The sequence below is a fragment of the Streptococcus parasalivarius genome, from assembly GCF_054785155.1.
The window spans coordinates 63913-83318 of the sequence record NZ_BAABOB010000004.1; the positions used below are offsets into that span (position 1 = coordinate 63913).

General features: G+C 42.0%; 5 protein-coding genes. 3 read left to right on the plus strand and 2 right to left on the minus strand.

The window, feature by feature from the left end; genetic code table 11:
- Nucleotides 1-63 precede the first annotated feature (63 nt).
- Nucleotides 64-2598 (minus strand): KxYKxGKxW signal peptide domain-containing protein, encoded by a 2535-nt coding sequence (locus ACYVQ1_RS04750; RefSeq protein WP_461250004.1) that lies wholly within the window; start codon nucleotides 2596-2598, stop codon nucleotides 64-66.
- A 57-nt stretch (nucleotides 2599-2655) separates the two neighbouring features.
- Nucleotides 2656-5307, minus strand: a complete 2652-nt coding sequence (locus tag ACYVQ1_RS04755; RefSeq protein ID WP_461250005.1) for a KxYKxGKxW signal peptide domain-containing protein — start codon at nucleotides 5305-5307, stop codon at nucleotides 2656-2658.
- Nucleotides 5308-6321: 1014 nt separating this feature from the next.
- Here ACYVQ1_RS04755 and ACYVQ1_RS04760 point away from each other — a divergent pair.
- The 3 genes from ACYVQ1_RS04760 to ACYVQ1_RS04770 all read left to right on the plus strand — a co-directional run bounded on the left by ACYVQ1_RS04760 (nucleotide 6322) and on the right by ACYVQ1_RS04770 (nucleotide 19357).
- On the plus strand, nucleotides 6322-11211 hold the full coding sequence (locus tag ACYVQ1_RS04760) for a glycoside hydrolase family 70 protein (protein WP_461250006.1): 4890 nt from the start codon (nucleotides 6322-6324) through the stop codon (nucleotides 11209-11211).
- A gap of 481 nt (nucleotides 11212-11692) precedes the next feature.
- Nucleotides 11693-13678 carry a KxYKxGKxW signal peptide domain-containing protein gene (locus tag ACYVQ1_RS04765; RefSeq protein ID WP_461250007.1) on the plus strand — a complete coding sequence of 662 codons (1986 nt, stop codon included), beginning with the start codon at nucleotides 11693-11695 and terminating at the stop codon, nucleotides 13676-13678.
- Nucleotides 13679-14566: 888 nt separating this feature from the next.
- Nucleotides 14567-19357 carry a glycoside hydrolase family 70 protein gene (locus ACYVQ1_RS04770; RefSeq protein ID WP_461250008.1) on the plus strand — a complete coding sequence of 1597 codons (4791 nt, stop codon included), beginning with the start codon at nucleotides 14567-14569 and terminating at the stop codon, nucleotides 19355-19357.
- Nucleotides 19358-19406 lie beyond the last annotated feature (49 nt).

Below are 19406 nucleotides of genomic sequence, written 5' to 3' on the forward strand. Positions count from 1 at the left end.
GAAGTTGACAGTTGGTCGACTTCCTTTTGTGTTGGGTAATTGACCATAGTCATTTGTAAATGACTATCGAAGGATATGTCCAACCCCGTCATTATCGAAGTAATAAGTAACGTGATTGATTGTCAAGGTCACATTTTCAGCACGAATACCAGAGTCAGGAAGGTAGTAGTAGGTTTTACCATTTAAAATGACGAGTTTATCTTTAGCTTGTATGCTCTTATATTGTCCGTATTTATAATCCTCATCGTAGAAGTAGACATGTTTGCCATCTATGACTTGTTTTCCAGTCAGAATATTTCCCTTACTATTTGCATAATACCAGTTATTTTTGTATTCGAAGTATTTTCCGGTTACAAGTGCACCAGTCTCTTTGTCATAGTAGTGTCTATTGTAGCTTGAATAGCCGAAGTCACCTTTCACTTTCTCACCGTAATTAAAGTAGTACTGAATTCCGTCCAAATATTTAGTACCGTTAAACTTCTTTCCTTCTTTATCAACATAAAACTCTTTACCGCCATCCTCAACCAATCTATCTGTTACTAAAGCACCGTTATCTTTATCGTAATAGTGATTATCAGGAGCAAAATGGCCTTTGCATTGAACACCATTGGTGTCGAAATAAACGTTGACGTTATCAATGGTATGAGCACCAAGGAGGAGGTCACCCTTGTCATTGACATAGTACCAGTTACCTTCGGAATCACTGATATAGCGGTTTCGTTGAGTTGATTGACTTTTAATGCTGAGGACACCAGATTGGTCTGCCACATAGGTCTTACCATCGAAATCAAAAGTTGTATCTTTGACCTTTCGACCGTTATCTTTATCAAAATAGTAAACCTTGCCCTCGATATCAACGAACTCTCCCTTAGCTTGGCGATGAGTTCCTAAATGGAAATACATGTCATAGCCATCAACAGTTTCAGAACCAATGGCAGGAAATCCATATTCATTATAGTAACGCCAGTATCCATCTTTATCTTGGACAAAATAAGCGCTCTTAGGTCGAAGATCCTTCAAATCACTAGAAATGAATTTACCAACCCCATCATTATCAAATTCATAGATATTTGGAAATTCTCTCATAATATAGTGTGTAGGAATATTCAATCGTCTATTTCTAGCAATAGTTCCATCGTTGTAGAAGTAATAGTTATTGAAAAATCTGTGCACGACCATATTTCCATCATCTTGGAAAAAGTACTTATTACCATTGATGGTTTGCCATCCTGTGACTGGTAGGCCATCGGCACCAAAATAATACCGTTCGAGTTCAGGATGTTCATTATTGAAAAAATTTGAATATACAGCTTCGTCAAATCTTACTTCTTTAGCATAGTTTTCCTCAGGAATAAATCGTCCAGCTTTGAAGGTGACGAGGCGGTTCGTCACAAGGGCGCCGTTATCTGGATCGTAAAAATAGGATTTACCATTGACCTTACGGCGTTCACCCTTGACCTGTCTACCATCTGAGTCAAAGTAATAGGTTAAGCCGTCAATAGTTTGTGGTCCAGTAACTAGCTTTCCATCTGTATTCAGATAATACCAATGCCCAGCATTATCTTGTAGAAAAGCTGGATGGTTATTAGCTAATGTTACGACGCCACTAGCATCAATATTTAGTTGGAAGTCACCATTCTTGAGATGAGTGTCTTTAATTAATTGCCCCGGATTTTCTTTGCCAGCATCTCCAAAAAGATAGAGTTTGTCACCAACCACGTTCAATCCGTAGCTAAGTTGGTCGTTTCTATCAGGATTAAAGTAATAGGTTTGTCCTTTGATATCTTGTAAGCCAGAAACTCGCACACCATCGCTACCTAGATAGTAAGTTTGACCATTTTCTTCAACAAATTCATCATGGAGCATACGTGCACTATCTGTAAAGTAATAGAGTTTTCCATCAATGGTTTCGAAACCAGGATGTTCTCGCTCTTTTTTGAAATAATAGCGTTCTCCATTAATATCTTGCCATCCCATAAGCTTATTACCGTTATTATCGTAGTAATAAGTAACGTAATAAGGATGTCTTAAGGTAATAAGACTACCTACATAGTTAACTGTTTCGATGCGTTCTTCTTGTTCGGTGACAAATCCATTTCTTTTTTCAGTAAAGGCAGAACGGTCAGTTCCTCTCGTGGTATTTTCATTTGGGATATCACCAACAGATGACACATTCTCAGTTGCAACACTCTCACTAGTCGTTGTACTTACCTCGGAATGTGCAGTTTCAGAACTAGCTGCTTCTGAACTAGAGGTATTTGTGACTTCAGAGCTTGGTTTTTCAGAGACTGTTTCTGTTGAAGCCACTTCAGAGCTAGCTGTTGGTGTTTCTGATACTGTGGCAGCCTCGCTTGAAGCGGTAGCAGGTGTGTTTTCTACAGCTTTAGCTGTGGCTTCACTAGTTGCTGGAGCATCGACGTCAATAGCACCTTCTTTGATGATAGCTTCAACAGTTGCTTCATTAACAGGGGTAGGCTGTTCTTCAGATGAAGCATAGCTAAGACCTGCGAAACTCAATCCCAAAGCAAGTCCTGTCACTGCAATAGTTACCCAGTGTTTTTTAACTTTGTGAAGTTTAAAATGTACTTTCTTTTCCATGGTAATTCTCCTTTCATTTTAAACTGTCATTATTGAGAAGGAGTCTCTATAACCACACTAACTAATAAGTGTTCCATTTCCATCAGCATCAAAATGATAGGTTTGTCCCTTAATAGTGATGGTAATGTTTGACAAACGGGCACCTGAGTTGGCATCGTAGTAGTGGATTTTACCATCGACGGTTACTAGTTCCCCTTTAGCTTGTTTACCATTACTGTGGAAGTAGACTGGGACGTTGTCAATGGTTTGTTCACCGGTCAAGGCGTACCAGTTTGGACCAAAGTAATACCAACTACCTTCCCATTCATGGTACTGATTTTTAAGAGCAGCGCCGGTTGATTCGTTTAGATAGTAAATGTGGGTTCTGTAAGGGGTAATATCACTGTAATGCGCATAGATGAGCTCACCTCTACTTTGCATTCCGTAGTAGTATTTACGAGTAGGGAGTCCAAAATAGTAGAGTTCGCCATCGATAATTTGAACTGAGACTAATTTGCCTCCCTTACCGTCTAGATAGTACCAGTGATTATCTTTGGTTCTGACGAAACCAGCTTTTGTGACCTTTTTACCATCAAATCCGATATAGTCTCCACTATCTCCGTGACCTGTGAATTCTCCGAAGGCCTGATGACCATCTCCAACGATAAGATTCACTTCTTCACCATGAACAATATGTGTTCCTGAGTAAACTTTTCTACCATCTGGACCAACATAATAGCGTTTGCCATCGACTTCGACGATTTGGTCACGGACAGCAGCACCTGTGTCTTTGTCATAGAAATGATCAGCATTGGCAAAAATACCTTTGGCTTGGACTCCGTCTGCATTGAAATAGACTTCTACACCGTCTACGGTTTGCTGACCAACTAATTTATCTCCCTTATCATTGACATAGTACCACTTGCCATCCTTTTCGACATAGCGGTTGGTAACGAGTGCACCAGTATCTTTATCATAATAATGGCCATTTGGTGCAAAGTCCCCTTTAACTTGGATACCATCGTCATAGAAGTAAACATTCACAAAATCGACAGTTTGAGCGCCGGTTAATTTATCGCCCTTATCATTGACATAGTACCACTTGCCATCCTTTTCGACATAGCGGTTGGTGACGAGGGCACCAGTATCTTTATCATAATAATGGCCATTTGGTGCAAAGTCTCCTTTAACTTTGGAATAGTCATCACGGAAATAGACATTGACATAATCTATAACTTGTTCCCCCTTTAAAGGATAACTAGATTTATCAACATAGTACCAATTACCTCCAGCAGTAACATAACTATTTTGTGCTGTAACTGGAGTCAATTTACCATTTTCATCTGCGATTGATGCTGGGTATTTACCATCTACAGAAATTAAAGTTAAAGCGTTAGTGAGGATAGCACCTCTTACCCCGTTAATGTAACTAGAAAACTGAGCATAGTACCAGTTTCCATCAACTTGGAACAGTGGGTTTGGGCTGCCAGGGACATCATCTCTTAGCGAACCAGATTCATCAAAATAGTAGAGTTGTCCATTAATTCGCTTGAATCCATGAACAACATGTCCATTTTCATCAGCATAAACGGAAGGTGTCCAGAGGTATCCTCTCAGATACATGTATCTGATTTTACCCCAGCCATTATAGACTTTTTGACCCTGTTCATTGTAATAACTTTCAGTGCCATCGGGATTCTTGAATTTAGAATAATAGACCATGGCTGGTTGGAAGTAGTACTCTTTACCGTCGATGGTTTTAGGGCCAGTGTAGATATTACCGTCATCGTCATAGTAGAAATAAATATCGTCGCTGGTTCCGTTAACATAGCGAGTACTATGATAAAGCGCAATCTTATTATTCCAAAGTTCGCCATTTTCAGGATGGAAATAATATCCTTTTCCATCAATAATCACTCTTTGTCCTTTTGTTTGAAGCCCCTTGTCATTGAAGTGGTAAGTTTTGTCTCCAATTTCTTGAAGACCAGTCACTTTTTCACCTGTCTTATCTACATAATACCAGTGGTTATCGCCAGTAGTAACAAAAGATTCAGTTTTTAGGTGTCCAAGTTCACCATCATAATAATGTCCATCTTGGGCAAAGTTTCCTTTGACTTGTTTACCATCCTTGTCAAAATAGACATGCTGTCCATCAATTAGGTTTGGACCAGTCAAATCCTTGTCATCTTTTTTGTAATGCCAATTGCCTTGATCATCGCTATACCATTGACCACCTGTGATATTCTTTGCAGCAGAGGATGATTGAGAACTAGGTGTATTATTGTCAATTGTGGTTGTTGACGTATTTTCATGTGTAACACTCTCACTAGTCGTTGCACTTACCTCAGAATGTGTAGTTTCAGAACTAGCTGCTTCTGAACTAGAGGTGTTTGTGACTTCGGAGCTTGGTTTCTCTGAAACCGTTTCTGCAGAAGCAACTTCAGAGCTAGCTGTTGGTGTTTCTGTTACTGTGGCAGCTTCACTCGAAGCAGTAGTAGGTGTGTTTTCTGCAGGTTTAGCTGTGGTTTCACTAGTTGCTGGAGCCTCGACGTCAATAGCACCTTCTTTGATGATGGCTTCAACAGTCGCTTCATTAACAGGGGTAGGCTGTTCTTCAGCTGAAGCGTAGTTAAGGCCTGCAAAACACAATCCCAAAGCAAGTCCTGTCACTGCAATAGTTACCCAGTGTTTTTTAACTTTGTGAAGTTTAAAATGTACTTTCTTTTCCATGGTAATTCTCCTTTCATTTTAAACTTTTTACATATCAAAAAATAAGGGCTGTCATAAGAGTTTATGAAAAGTGAGCATTGGGCAGAGTCCCTAACGATGTGGGGCAATTTTCTTAATGACAATCCTTATTTCTCCAAGTCTCCTCAATTTCGGTATTGTGAGACTGTTCAAGGCAAACATGAGTCCTAACGAAATGATTCTAGAAAAACGAGAGCCGTTCGGAATTTTCCTCCTTTCTAGGCAGGGAAAATCTCGTTTATTTTGGGTTTCTAAGACACAGAAAACTAGAGCTTCCTAATATGAGGCGTCCCCTCTAGAGCTCTAGTTTGAAATGATGCTGTATTTTTAGAAATGAGCCCTAGTTTGATGGTTCAAAGTGACTCAGGAATGGTCATCCTACTATGATTCTTATTTAGGCATTAGGCAACTAATGCCTATCTTTTAGATAATCCCCAAGTGTCCTTTGAAGCAAAATTAAAACGCTTACACGTCCACCTAGTTTCATTATAATCCTTTTTTAAGAATAAACAATAGAAACTAATAGAATTATCAAAAATGTTAAAGAAGTGACATAAAAGATTCTATATTTAGTTTCGTTAGTCAAATAAGAATTCACCTGTGTAAATCATTTATATTTTTAATTTTTGGCTCCTCATAGACAAAACATGGTCTTAGTCGAATGAAAAAAAGTAGTCTTTCTATCTAAAATTTTCTTTTCAGAATTATCTTTTTAGGGGTTACTTCTCTCATAGTTTTGCTATCTCTTAAGGTTAATTGAAGCTTACTTTAATGTTCAAAAGCCTTTAAGGATAAGCATTTGAAGGTGTTTGGAAATCGAAAACTTTCTATTTAGGACCTTACATGCGGTGTGAGGTCTCATTTTTAGTAATCAAAGTTAATAAAACTGAGCGCGTGGCAGAGATTTATGAAAAGAAGATGATTTTTTCCTATTTGTAATTTGTCTGAATATATCATAGAGTAGAGACAACAACAGAAAAAGGATGATTGATATAGATGGAAAATAAGGTACGTTTTAAACTACACAAGGTTAAGAAAAGCTGGGTGACTATCGGGGTGACCACCCTCTCAATGGTTGCCTTGGCAGGTGGAAGTCTCCTAGCTCAAGGAAAAGTAGAGGCCGATGAGACAAGTACGCCAAATGGTGATGGCCTGCAGCAACTGAGTGAGGATGGTACTGCCAGTCTAGTGACGACAACAACTGTTACTGAGCAAGCTAGTGCCCAAGCAAGTGTGTCAGCAGTAGCAACAGCCAGCGTAAGTCACGAAACAAGCTCTCAGGTGGTAGCAAGTGCGGTTAGCCAAGAGACAACTGCTCAAGCACAAACTAGTCAAGTTGCCAGTCAGGAAGTGGCAGTTTCTTCACAAACTCAAGCTAGCACCCAAGAAACACGGACCGCTGGACAGGCCTCACAAGATCAGGCAACTGTTCAAGAAAGATCACAGTCAGAAACGCCGAGTAATCAGGTAGGACAATCGGAATCTTCAGTTACTCCTAGCCACAAAGCCACTCGCAGTGGTGGGCGTCGTGTAGCAACATCGCATGCAACAGCTAATGCAAACAGTCAAAATCAGAAAAAGACTGAGGTTCAAACCAGCCAAAGAATTGAGACTGAAAGTGTGCAAACAAGTGCTCAAGCCACTCCTAGAGTATTGACCAATGCAGCGCCATCAATCGCCACACGCGCTGCTGATAGCACTATTCGTATCAATGCCAACCGCAATACTAACATCACGATTACGGCCAGCGGTACGACACCAAATGTAACCATTATCACAGGGCCAAACACGCCTAAACCAAACGTGACGGTGACAAGTCCAAATGGCACAATACCCAATGTGACCATTGTAACGCAGCCAAATCAACCCAACAAACCTGTTCAACCAAGTCAACCGTCTCAACCTAACAAGCCGGTCCAACCAAATCAGCCAAGTCTTGACTATAAACCAGTGGCTTCTAACTTGAAGACTATCGATGGCAAGCAGTATTATGTTGAAAATGGCGTCGTGAAAAAGAACGCAGCCATTGAACTTGATGGGCGTCTTTATTATTTCGATGAGACTGGGGCTATGGTAGATCAAAGTAAACCTTTGTATCGTGCCGATGCCATTCCAAATAACTCTATCAATGCGGTTTACAACCAAGCCTATGACACATCAAGCAATAGTTTCGAACACTTGGACAATTTCTTGACAGCTGATAGTTGGTACCGTCCAAAACAGATCTTGAAGGATGGAAAAAATTGGACACCTTCAACTGAGAAAGATTATCGTCCACTTTTGATGACTTGGTGGCCAGACAAGGTGACACAGGTCAACTACCTCAACTATATGAGTCAACAAGGCTTTAGTGATAAGACCTATACGACGGATATGATGAGTTACGACTTAGCATCTGCTGCTGACTTGATTCAAGTTAAAATCGAGGAACGTATCGGTCGTGAGGGCAATACCACTTGGCTTCGTCAGTTGATGTCAGACTTCATCAAAACACAGCCTGGCTGGAACTCTGAGAGTGAGGACAATCTCTTAGTTGGTAAGGACCACTTGCAAGGAGGCGCTCTGACCTTCCTCAATAATAGTACGACAAGTCATGCCAATTCAGATTTCCGTCTCATGAACCGCACACCGACTAACCAAACAGGGACACGCAAATACCATATCGACCGTTCAAATGGTGGTTACGAGTTGCTCTTGGCTAACGATATCGACAACTCTAACCCAGCTGTTCAGGCCGAGCAACTAAACTGGCTCCACTACATCATGAATATTGGTTCTATCCTTGGCAATGATTCAAGTGCCAACTTTGATGGTGTCCGTATCGATGCGGTGGACAATGTGGATGCGGATCTCTTGCAGATTGCTTCTGATTACTTCAAGGAAAAATACCGTGTGGCTGATAATGAAGCCAACGCTATTGCTCACTTGTCAATCCTTGAAGCTTGGTCCTACAACGACCATCAATACAACAAGGATACCAAGGGTGCTCAGTTGTCCATTGACAATCCGCTACGTGAAACGCTTTTGACGACTTTCTTGCGTAAGAGCAATTACCGTGGTAGCTTGGAGCGTGTCATTACTAACTCTCTTAACAACCGTTCAAGTGAGCAGAAACACACGCCTCGTGATGCCAACTACATTTTCGTGCGTGCCCATGATAGTGAAGTGCAAGCTGTTTTGGCTAATATCATCAGTAAGCAGATTAATCCAATGACAGATGGTTTCACCTTTACTATGGATGAGCTCAAACAGGCCTTTGAAATCTACAATGCGGACATGCGCAAGGCTGATAAAAAGTACACTCAGTACAATATCCCAGCAGCCTATGCCACAATGTTGACCAACAAGGACAGTATCACTCGTGTTTACTACGGTGATCTCTTTACCGACGATGGCCAATACATGGCTGAAAAATCACCATACTATAATGCCATCGATGCCCTGCTCCGTGCTCGTATTAAATATGTAGCAGGTGGTCAAGATATGAAGGTCACTAAGCTCAATGGCTATGAAATCATGTCATCTGTGCGTTATGGTAAGGGTGCAGAAGAAGCTAATCAACTTGGTACTGCTGAAACACGTAACCAAGGAATGCTAGTCCTAACAGCCAACCGTCCAGATATGAAGTTGGGAGCCAATGACTGTCTGGTGGTTAATATGGGAGCTGCCCACAAAAATCAAGCCTATCGTCCATTGCTCCTCAGCAAATCTACGGGCCTTGCGACCTACCTTAAGGATGCTGATGTGCCAGCTGGATTGGTTCGCTATACGGACAATCAAGGGAACTTGACCTTCACGGCAGACGATATTGCTGGTCATTCAACCGTTGAAGTTTCAGGCTATTTAGCGGTTTGGGTGCCAGTAGGTGCTTCAGAAAACCAAGATGCCCGCACCAAGGCTTCGACGACTAAGAAGGGTGAGCAGGTCTTTGAATCCTCAGCAGCTCTCGACTCACAAGTCATCTATGAAGGCTTCTCAAACTTCCAAGATTTCGTTAAGACACCAAGTCAATACACCAACCATGTTATTGCACAAAACGCCAAACTCTTCAAAGAGTGGGGAATCACTTCCTTTGAATTTGCGCCACAATACGTGTCTAGTCAGGACGGCACTTTCTTGGATTCTATCATTGAAAATGGCTATGCCTTCGAAGACCGTTACGATATTGCCATGAGCAAGAACAACAAATACGGTTCGCTCAAAGACCTCATGGATGCCCTTCGTGCCCTTCACGCAGAAGGTATCTCAGCCATTGCTGACTGGGTTCCAGACCAAATTTACAATCTTCCTGGAAAAGAAGTGGTAACAGCTTCTCGTACCAATAGCTACGGTACACCACGTCCAAATGCTGAAATCTACAATAGCCTCTACGCAGCTAAAACACGTACCTTTGGAAATGACTTCCAAGGTAAGTACGGTGGTGCCTTCCTTGATGAATTGAAGGCAAAATACCCAGCAATCTTTGAGCGCGTGCAGATTTCAAACGGTCGTAAATTGACTACCAATGAGAAAATCACGCAATGGTCAGCCAAGTATTTCAATGGAAGCAATATCCAAGGTACTGGAGCTCGCTATGTCCTACAAGATAACGCTACAAACCAATACTTCAGTCTTAAAGTAGGTCAAACCTTCCTTCCTAAACAAATGACTGAAATTACATCAACTGGTTTCCGTAGGGTGGGAGATAAGGTCCAATACTTCTCAACGAGTGGCTACCTTGCCAAGAATACCTTCATTCAAGTCGGTGCCAACCAGTGGTATTACTTTGATAAGAACGGCAACATGGTCACAGGTGAACAGGTCATTGATGGCAAGAAATACTTCTTCCTAGACAATGGTCTCCAGCTACGTCATGTCCTTCGCCAAGGCAGTGATGGTCACGTCTATTACTACGATCCTAAAGGAGTTCAGGCCTTTAACGGATTCTATGACTTTGCGGGTCCTCGCCAAGACGTTCGCTACTTTGATGGCAACGGTCAAATGTATCGTGGCCTCCACGACATGTATGGCACAACCTTCTATTTTGATGAAAAGACTGGTATTCAAGCCAAAGACAAGTTCATCCGTTTTGCGGACGGACGCACGCGTTACTTCATCCCAGATACAGGAAATCTCGCAGTCAACCGATTTGCGCAAAATCCTGAGAACAAGGCTTGGTATTACCTCGATAGCAACGGTTATGCCGTGACAGGACTCCAAACCATTAACGGTAAGCAGTATTACTTTGACAATGAAGGACGTCAGGTTAAGGGACACTTTATCACTATCAATAACCAACGTTACTTCCTTGATGGCGATAGCGGTGAAATTGCTCGCTCACGCTTTGTGACGGAAAACAACAAGTGGTACTATGTCGATGGCAATGGTAAACTGGTTAAAGGTGCTCAGGTCATCAATGGTAATCACTACTATTTCAACAATGATTATAGCCAAGTCAAGGGTGCCTGGGCCAACGGCCGTTACTATGATGGTGACTCAGGTCAGGCCGTAAGCAACCGCTTTGTCCAAGTTGGTGCCAACAAATGGGCTTATCTCAACCAAAATGGTCAAAAGGTAGTTGGTCTTCAACATATTAATGGTAAACTTTACTACTTTGAAGGTAACGGTGTCCAAGCTAAAGGGAAACTTCTGACATATAGAGGCAAGAAATACTACTTTGATGCCAATAGTGGTGAAGCCGTAACCAATCGCTTTATCCAAGTTTCTCGCGGTGTTTGGTATTACTTTAACGCCTCAGGACAAGCTGTAACAGGTGAACAAGTCATCAACGGTCAACACCTTTACTTTGACGCTTCTGGCCGTCAGGTCAAAGGCCGTTACGTCTGGGTTAAAGGCCAACGTCGTTACTATGACGCCAATACTGGAGCTTGGGTCAGAAAACGATAAGTAGGCAGAAGAAAATGTGATTTTGGGACTATCCTAGATGCTTTTGGATTAAAATTCAGTAGGTACCTTCCCAGTCTCACCACTTTTAAGCACTTGAAACATTTTGTTTCAAGTGCTTTTCTTTTATTACTATCTCATGATATGCGAAGCAGATTGTAAGCAAACAATGAGTTTGATTAATAGATTCCTCAATAAACTGCTTACTTTAGCTTTAAATTATGCTCAGTCCTTTAATGAAGGAAGAGCTAAAACGGCTAAACATCGGAATTTCTGTGTGAATTTAACAAAATCTGAACTTATTTTGGGAACGTTTTCTAACATATAAAAGCTATAGCTATATATCTTAGGCTTGTTTTTTCAAATGGATTATGGGTAGAAGGTTAGTCTTATGAGACTAGAGTTATGCATCTGTAATTGTATTCGTTTCCAAAATCCCTTAACATAGAATAGAGAAATAAAGTTATATTGAAAGGTGTATGTTATGGAAAAGAAAGTTGGATTTAAGTTGCACAAGGTCAAGAAAAACTGGGTGACTATTGGAGTTAGTACGCTGTCGATGGTTGCACTTGCGGGTGGAGCTCTTTTAGCGGACCAATCGGCACAAGCAGATGAAGTGTCACTTCCTAATGGAGATGGTTTTGAACAAACAGATGCAGGCATTGAGTCAAGTGCATCATTGATTAATGAAAGCTATTCGCCAACCTTAACAGAAAGTGCTACTCATGTGTCAGCAGTGCCATCTAACTATGGCAGTCAAACGAGCACAGGCTACGAGTCTTCGTCATCTGTTTCAACAGGAGGCTCATCTCAGACTGTAGTTGGTGGTGGAGCTGGTCAAGTTAGTTCATCACAAACTTCACAAGTAGTAGGAACACAAAACTCTAATTCATCACAAACGGGCTCTGCTTACCAATCAAGTAGCAGCTCGGCATCAGTAAGTGCTAGTGCGTCAAGTTCTTCAAGCTCATCAAGTTCAGCTTGGTATTCTTATTCGTCGTCATCATCATGGTCATCATCATCGTCAGCTAGCGGTTTTGCGACAATTACGACGAGTTCGTCTGACTCAAACGGCATTCATTGGAATGGTGGTCGAAACACGACGATCACCATCACGGCTTCAGGAACGACGCCGAATGTTACTATCGTTTCGAATTCTAATAAACTGTTTCCAAACGTATCAGTAGGGCATTCGAATGGTTCAAATGCTAATGTCACTATCATTTCACAAGGTAACCAGCAAAATAACTCAGGTTACCAAATCATCACAGGTGAGACTAAACCAAGTGTTGATTCGAACAATGCCAAGTCTTCATTTGTCCGTGTAGGCGAAAATCAATGGTATTATTACGATCAATATGGTCAAAAGGTCAAAGGCGAAAAGGTTATCGATGGTAAGGCTTATTACTTCCTTGAAAATGGTCTTCAAGCTCGTGACTCACTTGTTAAAGGTAGCGATGGTTACACCTATTACTATGATAAAAATGGTGTGAAAGCTATCAACGGCTTCTATGATTTTGCAGGTTATCGTAAGGATGTACGCTATTTCGATTGTTATGGTCACATGGCTACTGGTCTCCTTGAAATGGGTAGCACAACCTTCTACTTTGATACACAAACAGGTATCCAAGCTAAAGACAAATTTATTCGCTTCTCAGATGGCCGTATCCGTTACTTCATCCCTGATACTGGTAATATGGCTGTAAATACCTTTGTTCAAAATAAAGAAAACCAAGCTTGGTACTACCTTGATGAACATGGTTACGTTGTGACAGGAAAACGTATCATCAATGGTAAAGAATACTGCTTTGACTCTGAAGGCCGTCAAATCAAAGGTCAGATGATGCAACAAGGTAACAAGCAATACTACATTTCTGCCCAAACAGGTGAAATGGCTGTGTCACGCTTTATCTTTGAAAACAACAACTGGTATTATGCGGATGCTTTTGGTTGCCTCGTTCAAGGTGCCAAAGTGATTGATGGTAAACTCTATTACTTCAACAAAGACCATAGCCAGCTAAAAGGTGGCTGGGCTGAAGGACGTTACTATGATGCCGTCACTGGTCAAGCAGTCATCAACCAATTCATTCAAATTGCGGCTAACCAATGGGCGTACCTTAACCAAGATGGTCACAAAGTGACAGGTCTTCAAAATATTAACAATAAAGTTTACTACTTTGGTAGCAATGGTGCTCAAGTCAAAGGTAAATTGCTCACTGTCCAAGGTAAGAAATGTTACTTTGATGCCCACACTGGTGAGCAAGTGGTAAACCGCTTTGTCGAAGCTGGACGTGGTTGCTGGTATTACTTCAACGCAGCAGGTCAAGCAGTGACTGGAAAACAGGTTATCAATGGCAAACAGCTTTACTTTGACGGTTCAGGTCGTCAAGTTAAAGGACGTTATGTTTATGTTGGTGGTAAACGCCTCTTCTGCGATGCCAAAACTGGTGAATTGAGACAGCGTCGTTAATTAATATGTACTTTAAAATCTAGAGCGAATTTTTCCTTTTCCTATCTAAATTATTATTATTTTCCTATCATAACTCTAGATGATTAAATAGACGAAAAAGCCAGCATTAGCTGGTTTTTGAGTTGTTTTAGAGAAACTGTCAGTGTACACCCAGATGCTTTTTCATGCTTAAATCCTAATAATTTTGTCCCTCTCATATTCACAAGAAGAAGCCATAGCCGTGTTATAATGGGTATTATATTTGTATGTAGAAAATAGAGTTAGAGGTAGTTATGGGGAACTATTTTCATTAAACTCGAGGTGTAATTGACTTTCTAAAGGAGAGAAATCATGCTTATCTTAGCTATGAGTGTTACTGTCATATTATTTATCTTCATTTCGAATTATTACTTTTATAAAACAGACTTCAGAAAACGAAAATACCCATTACTCTATGCCATTATTGAAACCATAGGTGCCTTTTTCACTAGGTGGTAGTAGATGGAAAATGAGTAAAAAATAGCAATCAAGAGTTTTGTGGACTACTAAATATGGAAAGCATCGCAACCTCCTAACCCATAAACCACGCATACTTTCGCAGGATTTTGCTAGTCCCCGTAACCAAACCTTCTCTTTCATCTTAGAAATGAAGGTTTTTTTATTTAAAAATAAATTAATATTGTAGGATGATTCTACCGTCTACAAAAGTCTAGCTCCTAACGATTATAGTTGTTTTTATCTTATTCTTAGTGCATTTATTCACAATAGGCATATATTAGGCCAATTATTAAAGGACCTTTTCTGAGAAAACGAAGCTAGATACATTAAACGGATATTACAGTTGTGTAATTGTATTCCCTTGTCAAATAGCTTATGATAGAGATAATATAAGGGAAAAAGGTAACTATTATGGAACAAAAAGTACGCTTTAAAATGCATAAAGTGAAGAAGAACTGGGTGACTATTGGGGTGACAGCACTCTCAATGGTCACCGTTGCTGGTGGAACTTTGTTGGCGGATCAACAGGTTCAGGCCGACGAGCAAAATCCTGCAAATCAGTCGGGTGATAGCAGTCAGGATTTGCTTCAAGAAACGCCTGCTACAACTAATGATGCAGCAACTACAGTAGCACCAACTATCTCAGCTGATGCTAATACTGCGAGCGTGGCCCTTCCTGTCGCAGATGCGACTAGCACGACAACAGCTGCCACAGATAGGGCAGCGGCACCTGCTGCAAACACAGCGACAGTTGATACTAACTCAGGTCAAGCAGCACCAAGTACAAATGTGCAAGCAGCTGCAGCTGATACGAGTGCTACACCTACAGATACAAATAATGCGACTGCAACAGCTACTACAGACCGTGCGGCAACAACTGATACAAATAATGCGACTGCAACAGCTACTACAGACCGTGCGGCAACAACTGATACGGCAAATACTGAAGCTCGTACACGTAGTCGTCGTGCCTTGGCAGAAACTCGAGAAGCCAACACCAACACAGCGACTGGTATCCAATGGATCAACGGTAAACAATACTATGTCAATAGTGACGGTAGTGTGCGTAAGAACTTCGTCTTTGAGCAAGACGGTAAGTCTTATTACTTTGATGCTGAAACAGGGGCTCTTGCGACCAAGTCACAGGATGAATTTTCAACAGAACCTATCAAGGCGACTGTGGATTTTTCATCTGGAAACCAGCTCTACAAAAACGATGACAAATCTTTGGACCAACTGGACACCTTCATCACAGCGGATGCGTGGTACCGCCCAAAGAGCATTCTCAAGGATGGTAAGACTTGGACAGCTTCAACCGAGGCTGACAAACGTCCACTCTTGATGGTTTGGTGGCCTGACAAATCAACTCAGGTTAACTACCTTAACTACATGCAAAATCAAGGTCTTGGTGCGGGATCATTTTCAACCAACTCTAGCCAGGAAAGTCTAAATCTAGCTGCTAAAGCGGTTCAGACTAAGATTGAAGAACGTATCGCGCGTGAAGGCAATACCAACTGGTTGCGTACAAGTATTAATCAGTTTATCAAGACTCAGCCAGGTTGGAATAGTAGCACTGAAAATAGTTCATATGACCACTTGCAAGGTGGACAGTTGCTCTTTAACAACAGTAAGGGTGATACTGGCAACCGTACTAGCCACGCTAACTCTGATTATCGTTTGCTTAACCGCACACCGACTAACCAGACTGGCACACGTAAGTATTTCAAGGACAATTCTATCGGTGGTCTTGAGTTCTTGCTTGCCAACGATATTGACAACTCAAACCCTGCTGTTCAAGCGGAGCAACTTAACTGGCTTCACTTCATGATGAATATCGGAAGCATCATGGCCAATGACCCAACAGCCAACTTTGACGGTTTGCGTGTCGATGCCTTGGACAATGTGGATGCTGACCTTCTCCAAATCGCTTCTGATTACTTCAAAGCAGCCTATGGTGTTGACAAGTCTGAAGCTAATGCAATTAAGCACTTATCATACTTGGAAGCTTGGTCTGCTAACGACCCATACTACAACAAGGATACTAAAGGGGCACAACTGCCGATTGATAATGCCCTTCGTAATGCCCTTACCAACCTTTTGATGCGTGATAAAAATACACGTATGCAGCTTGGGGACATGACGGCCTTCATCAACAGTAGTTTGAATCCACGTGGTGCTAACGATAAGAACGGTGAGCGCATGGCCAACTATATTTTCACCCGTGCCCACGATACTGAAGCGCAAACCATTATCCAACGTATCATCCGTGATCGTATTAACCCAAATTTGTTTGGTTACAATTTCACCCGTGAGGAAATCAAGAAAGCCTTCGAGATCTACAATGAGGATATTGATAAGGCTCATAAGACATATGCGTCTTACAACTTGCCATCTGTCTATGCCCTCATGTTGACCAATAAGGACTCTGTAACACGTGTTTATTACGGTGACCTCTACCGTGAGGATGGTCACTACATGGCTAAAAAGACGCCTTACTTTGATGCTATCGACACCCTCTTGCGTGCCCGTATCAAGTATGTAGCTGGTGGTCAAGACATGGAAGTGAAGAAAGTCGGAAATGACGGCCTCTTGACATCAGTTCGTTATGGTAAAGGTGCCAATAACAGAACTGATTGGGGAACTTCTGAAACCCGTACGCAAGGGATGGGTGTCATCATGACCAACAACTATGATTTCCGTTTGGGTAGCAATGAAACTGTAACGATGAACATGGGTAGAGCCCACCGTAATCAGCTTTACCGTCCATTGCTTTTGACAACCAAAGATGGTATCAAGACCTATCTAAATGATTCTGATGTCCCTTCAAACCTTCTTAAGAGAACAGACCGAAACGGAAACTTGACCTTCAATGCCAATGATATTTTTGGTGTGGAAAATGTGCAAGTATCAGGTTACCTCGGTGTCTGGGTACCAGTCGGGGCTAAGGCTAACCAAGACGCACGTACACAGCCAAGTAACCGTGCCAATAGCGACGGTCAAGTTTACAAGTCTTCAGCAGCTCTTGATTCGCAAGTCATGTATGAAGCCTTCTCAAACTTCCAAGCTTTTGCGGACGATCAGCCAGAACTCTACATGAACCGTGTCTTGGCTAAGCACACTGACTTGCTCAAAGCTTGGGGTGTTACGTCTGTTGGACTTCCACCACAGTACGTTTCAAGTAAGGATGGTACCTTCCTTGATTCAACAATTGACAATGGTTATGCCTTTGATGACCGTTATGATATGGCCTTGAGTCAAAATAACAAGTACGGCTCACTTGAGGATCTCCTTAACGTCCTTCGAGCTCTGCACAAAGACGGTATTCAAGCCATTGCTGACTGGGTGCCAGACCAAATCTATAACCTTCCAGGAAAAGAAGTAGTTAATGCCACACGTGTTAACGGCTACGGTTATCACCAACAAGGTTATCAAATTGTGGACCAAGCCTATGTGGCAAATACCCGCACAGATGGTACAGACTATCAAGGCAAGTACGGTGGTGCCTTCCTTGATGAGCTTAAAGCTAAGTACCCATCTATTTTCAACCGTGTGCAAATCTCAAATGGTAAGCAATTGCCTACGAATGAAAAGATTACCAAATGGTCTGCCAAGTACTTCAACGGAACTAACATCCTTGGACGAGGAATCAACTTTGTCCTTCGTGATGATAAGACCAACCAGTACTTTAATACTTCAGCCAACGGCCAACTCTTGCCAACACCACTTCGTGACACAGGTGCCATCACAAGCACTCAAGTCTTCCAACGTCGTGGACAAGATGTTTACTTCCTTCGTGATAACCAAGCCGTTAAGAATGAATTTGTTCAAGACGGTAACGGCAACTGGTATTACTTCGGTGCTGACGGTAAGATGACCAAGGGTGCTCAAACCATCAATAAAAAGGATTACTATTTCTTTGACAATGGTATCCAATTGCGTAATGCCCTTCGTCGTGCTAACAACGGTTATACTTACTACTACGGTTTAGACGGTGCTATGGTTAAGAATGCCTTTGTTGATTTTGACGACAAGCGTAAGCAGGTGCGTGCCTTTACGACTCAAGGAACCATGGTAGTGGGTAACCTTCATTGGAGTGGCCACCATTTCTACTTTGACCGTGAAACTGGTATTCAGGCCAAGGATCGTATTGTCCGTACAGATGATGGCAAATTGCATTACTATGTTGCAGAAACTGGTGACATGGGACGCAATGTCTTTGCGACTGATAGCAGCACAGGTAAACGTTATTACTTTGACGCTGATGGTAACACTGTGACTGGTTCACGTGTCATTGACGGTAAGACTTATTACTTTAACCAAGATGGTAGTGTCGGTACGGCCTACAGCAACCGAGCTGATTCTATTATCTTTGAAAATGGTAAGGCCCGTTACATCACACCAGCAGGTGAAATCGGACGTAGCATCTTTGTCTACAATCCAGCGACTAAGGCTTGGAACTACTTTGATAAAGAGGGGAACCGTGTCACTGGACGTCAATACATTGATGGTCACCTCTATTACTTCAAGGAAGATGGTAGCCAAGCTAAGGGTGAAATTATCGTAGAAAATGGCATTAAGTATTACTATGAGCCAGAAACAGGAATTCTCGCTAGCGGACGCTACCTCCAAGTAGGTGATAACCAGTGGATGTACTTCAAACACGACGGTTCAATGGCTATCGGCCAAGTTCGTGCTGATCATGGCTACCTTAAGTACTTTGATGAAAATGGTATCCAAGTCAAGGGGAAAACGGTTGTCGAAGATGGTAAGACTTATTACTATGATGCCCAGAGTGGAGCTCTTGTAACAAGCAGCTTTGCTGAAATTGCACCAAACCAATGGTCTTACTTCAATACTGAAGGCCAAGCCCTTAAAGGCAATTGGACTATCAATGGCAAGGAATACTACTTTGACCAAAATGGTATCCAGTACAAGGGCAAGGCCGTTAAGGTCGGCAGTCGTTACAAGTACTATGACGAAAACGATGGCCAACCTGTAACCAACCGCTTCGCTCAAATCGAGCCTAACGTCTGGGCTTATTTCGGAGCTGATGGCTATGCCGTGACAGGGGAACAAGTCATCAATGGCCAACACCTTTACTTTGACCAATCAGGTCGCCAAGTTAAAGGTGCCTACGTCACAGTCAACGGCCAACGCCGTTACTACGATGCAAACACTGGCGAATATATCCCAGGAAGATAAGCAGTAGTAGCTCCGGTGACTGCCCGGAGAACACACAGACGAGAATGAG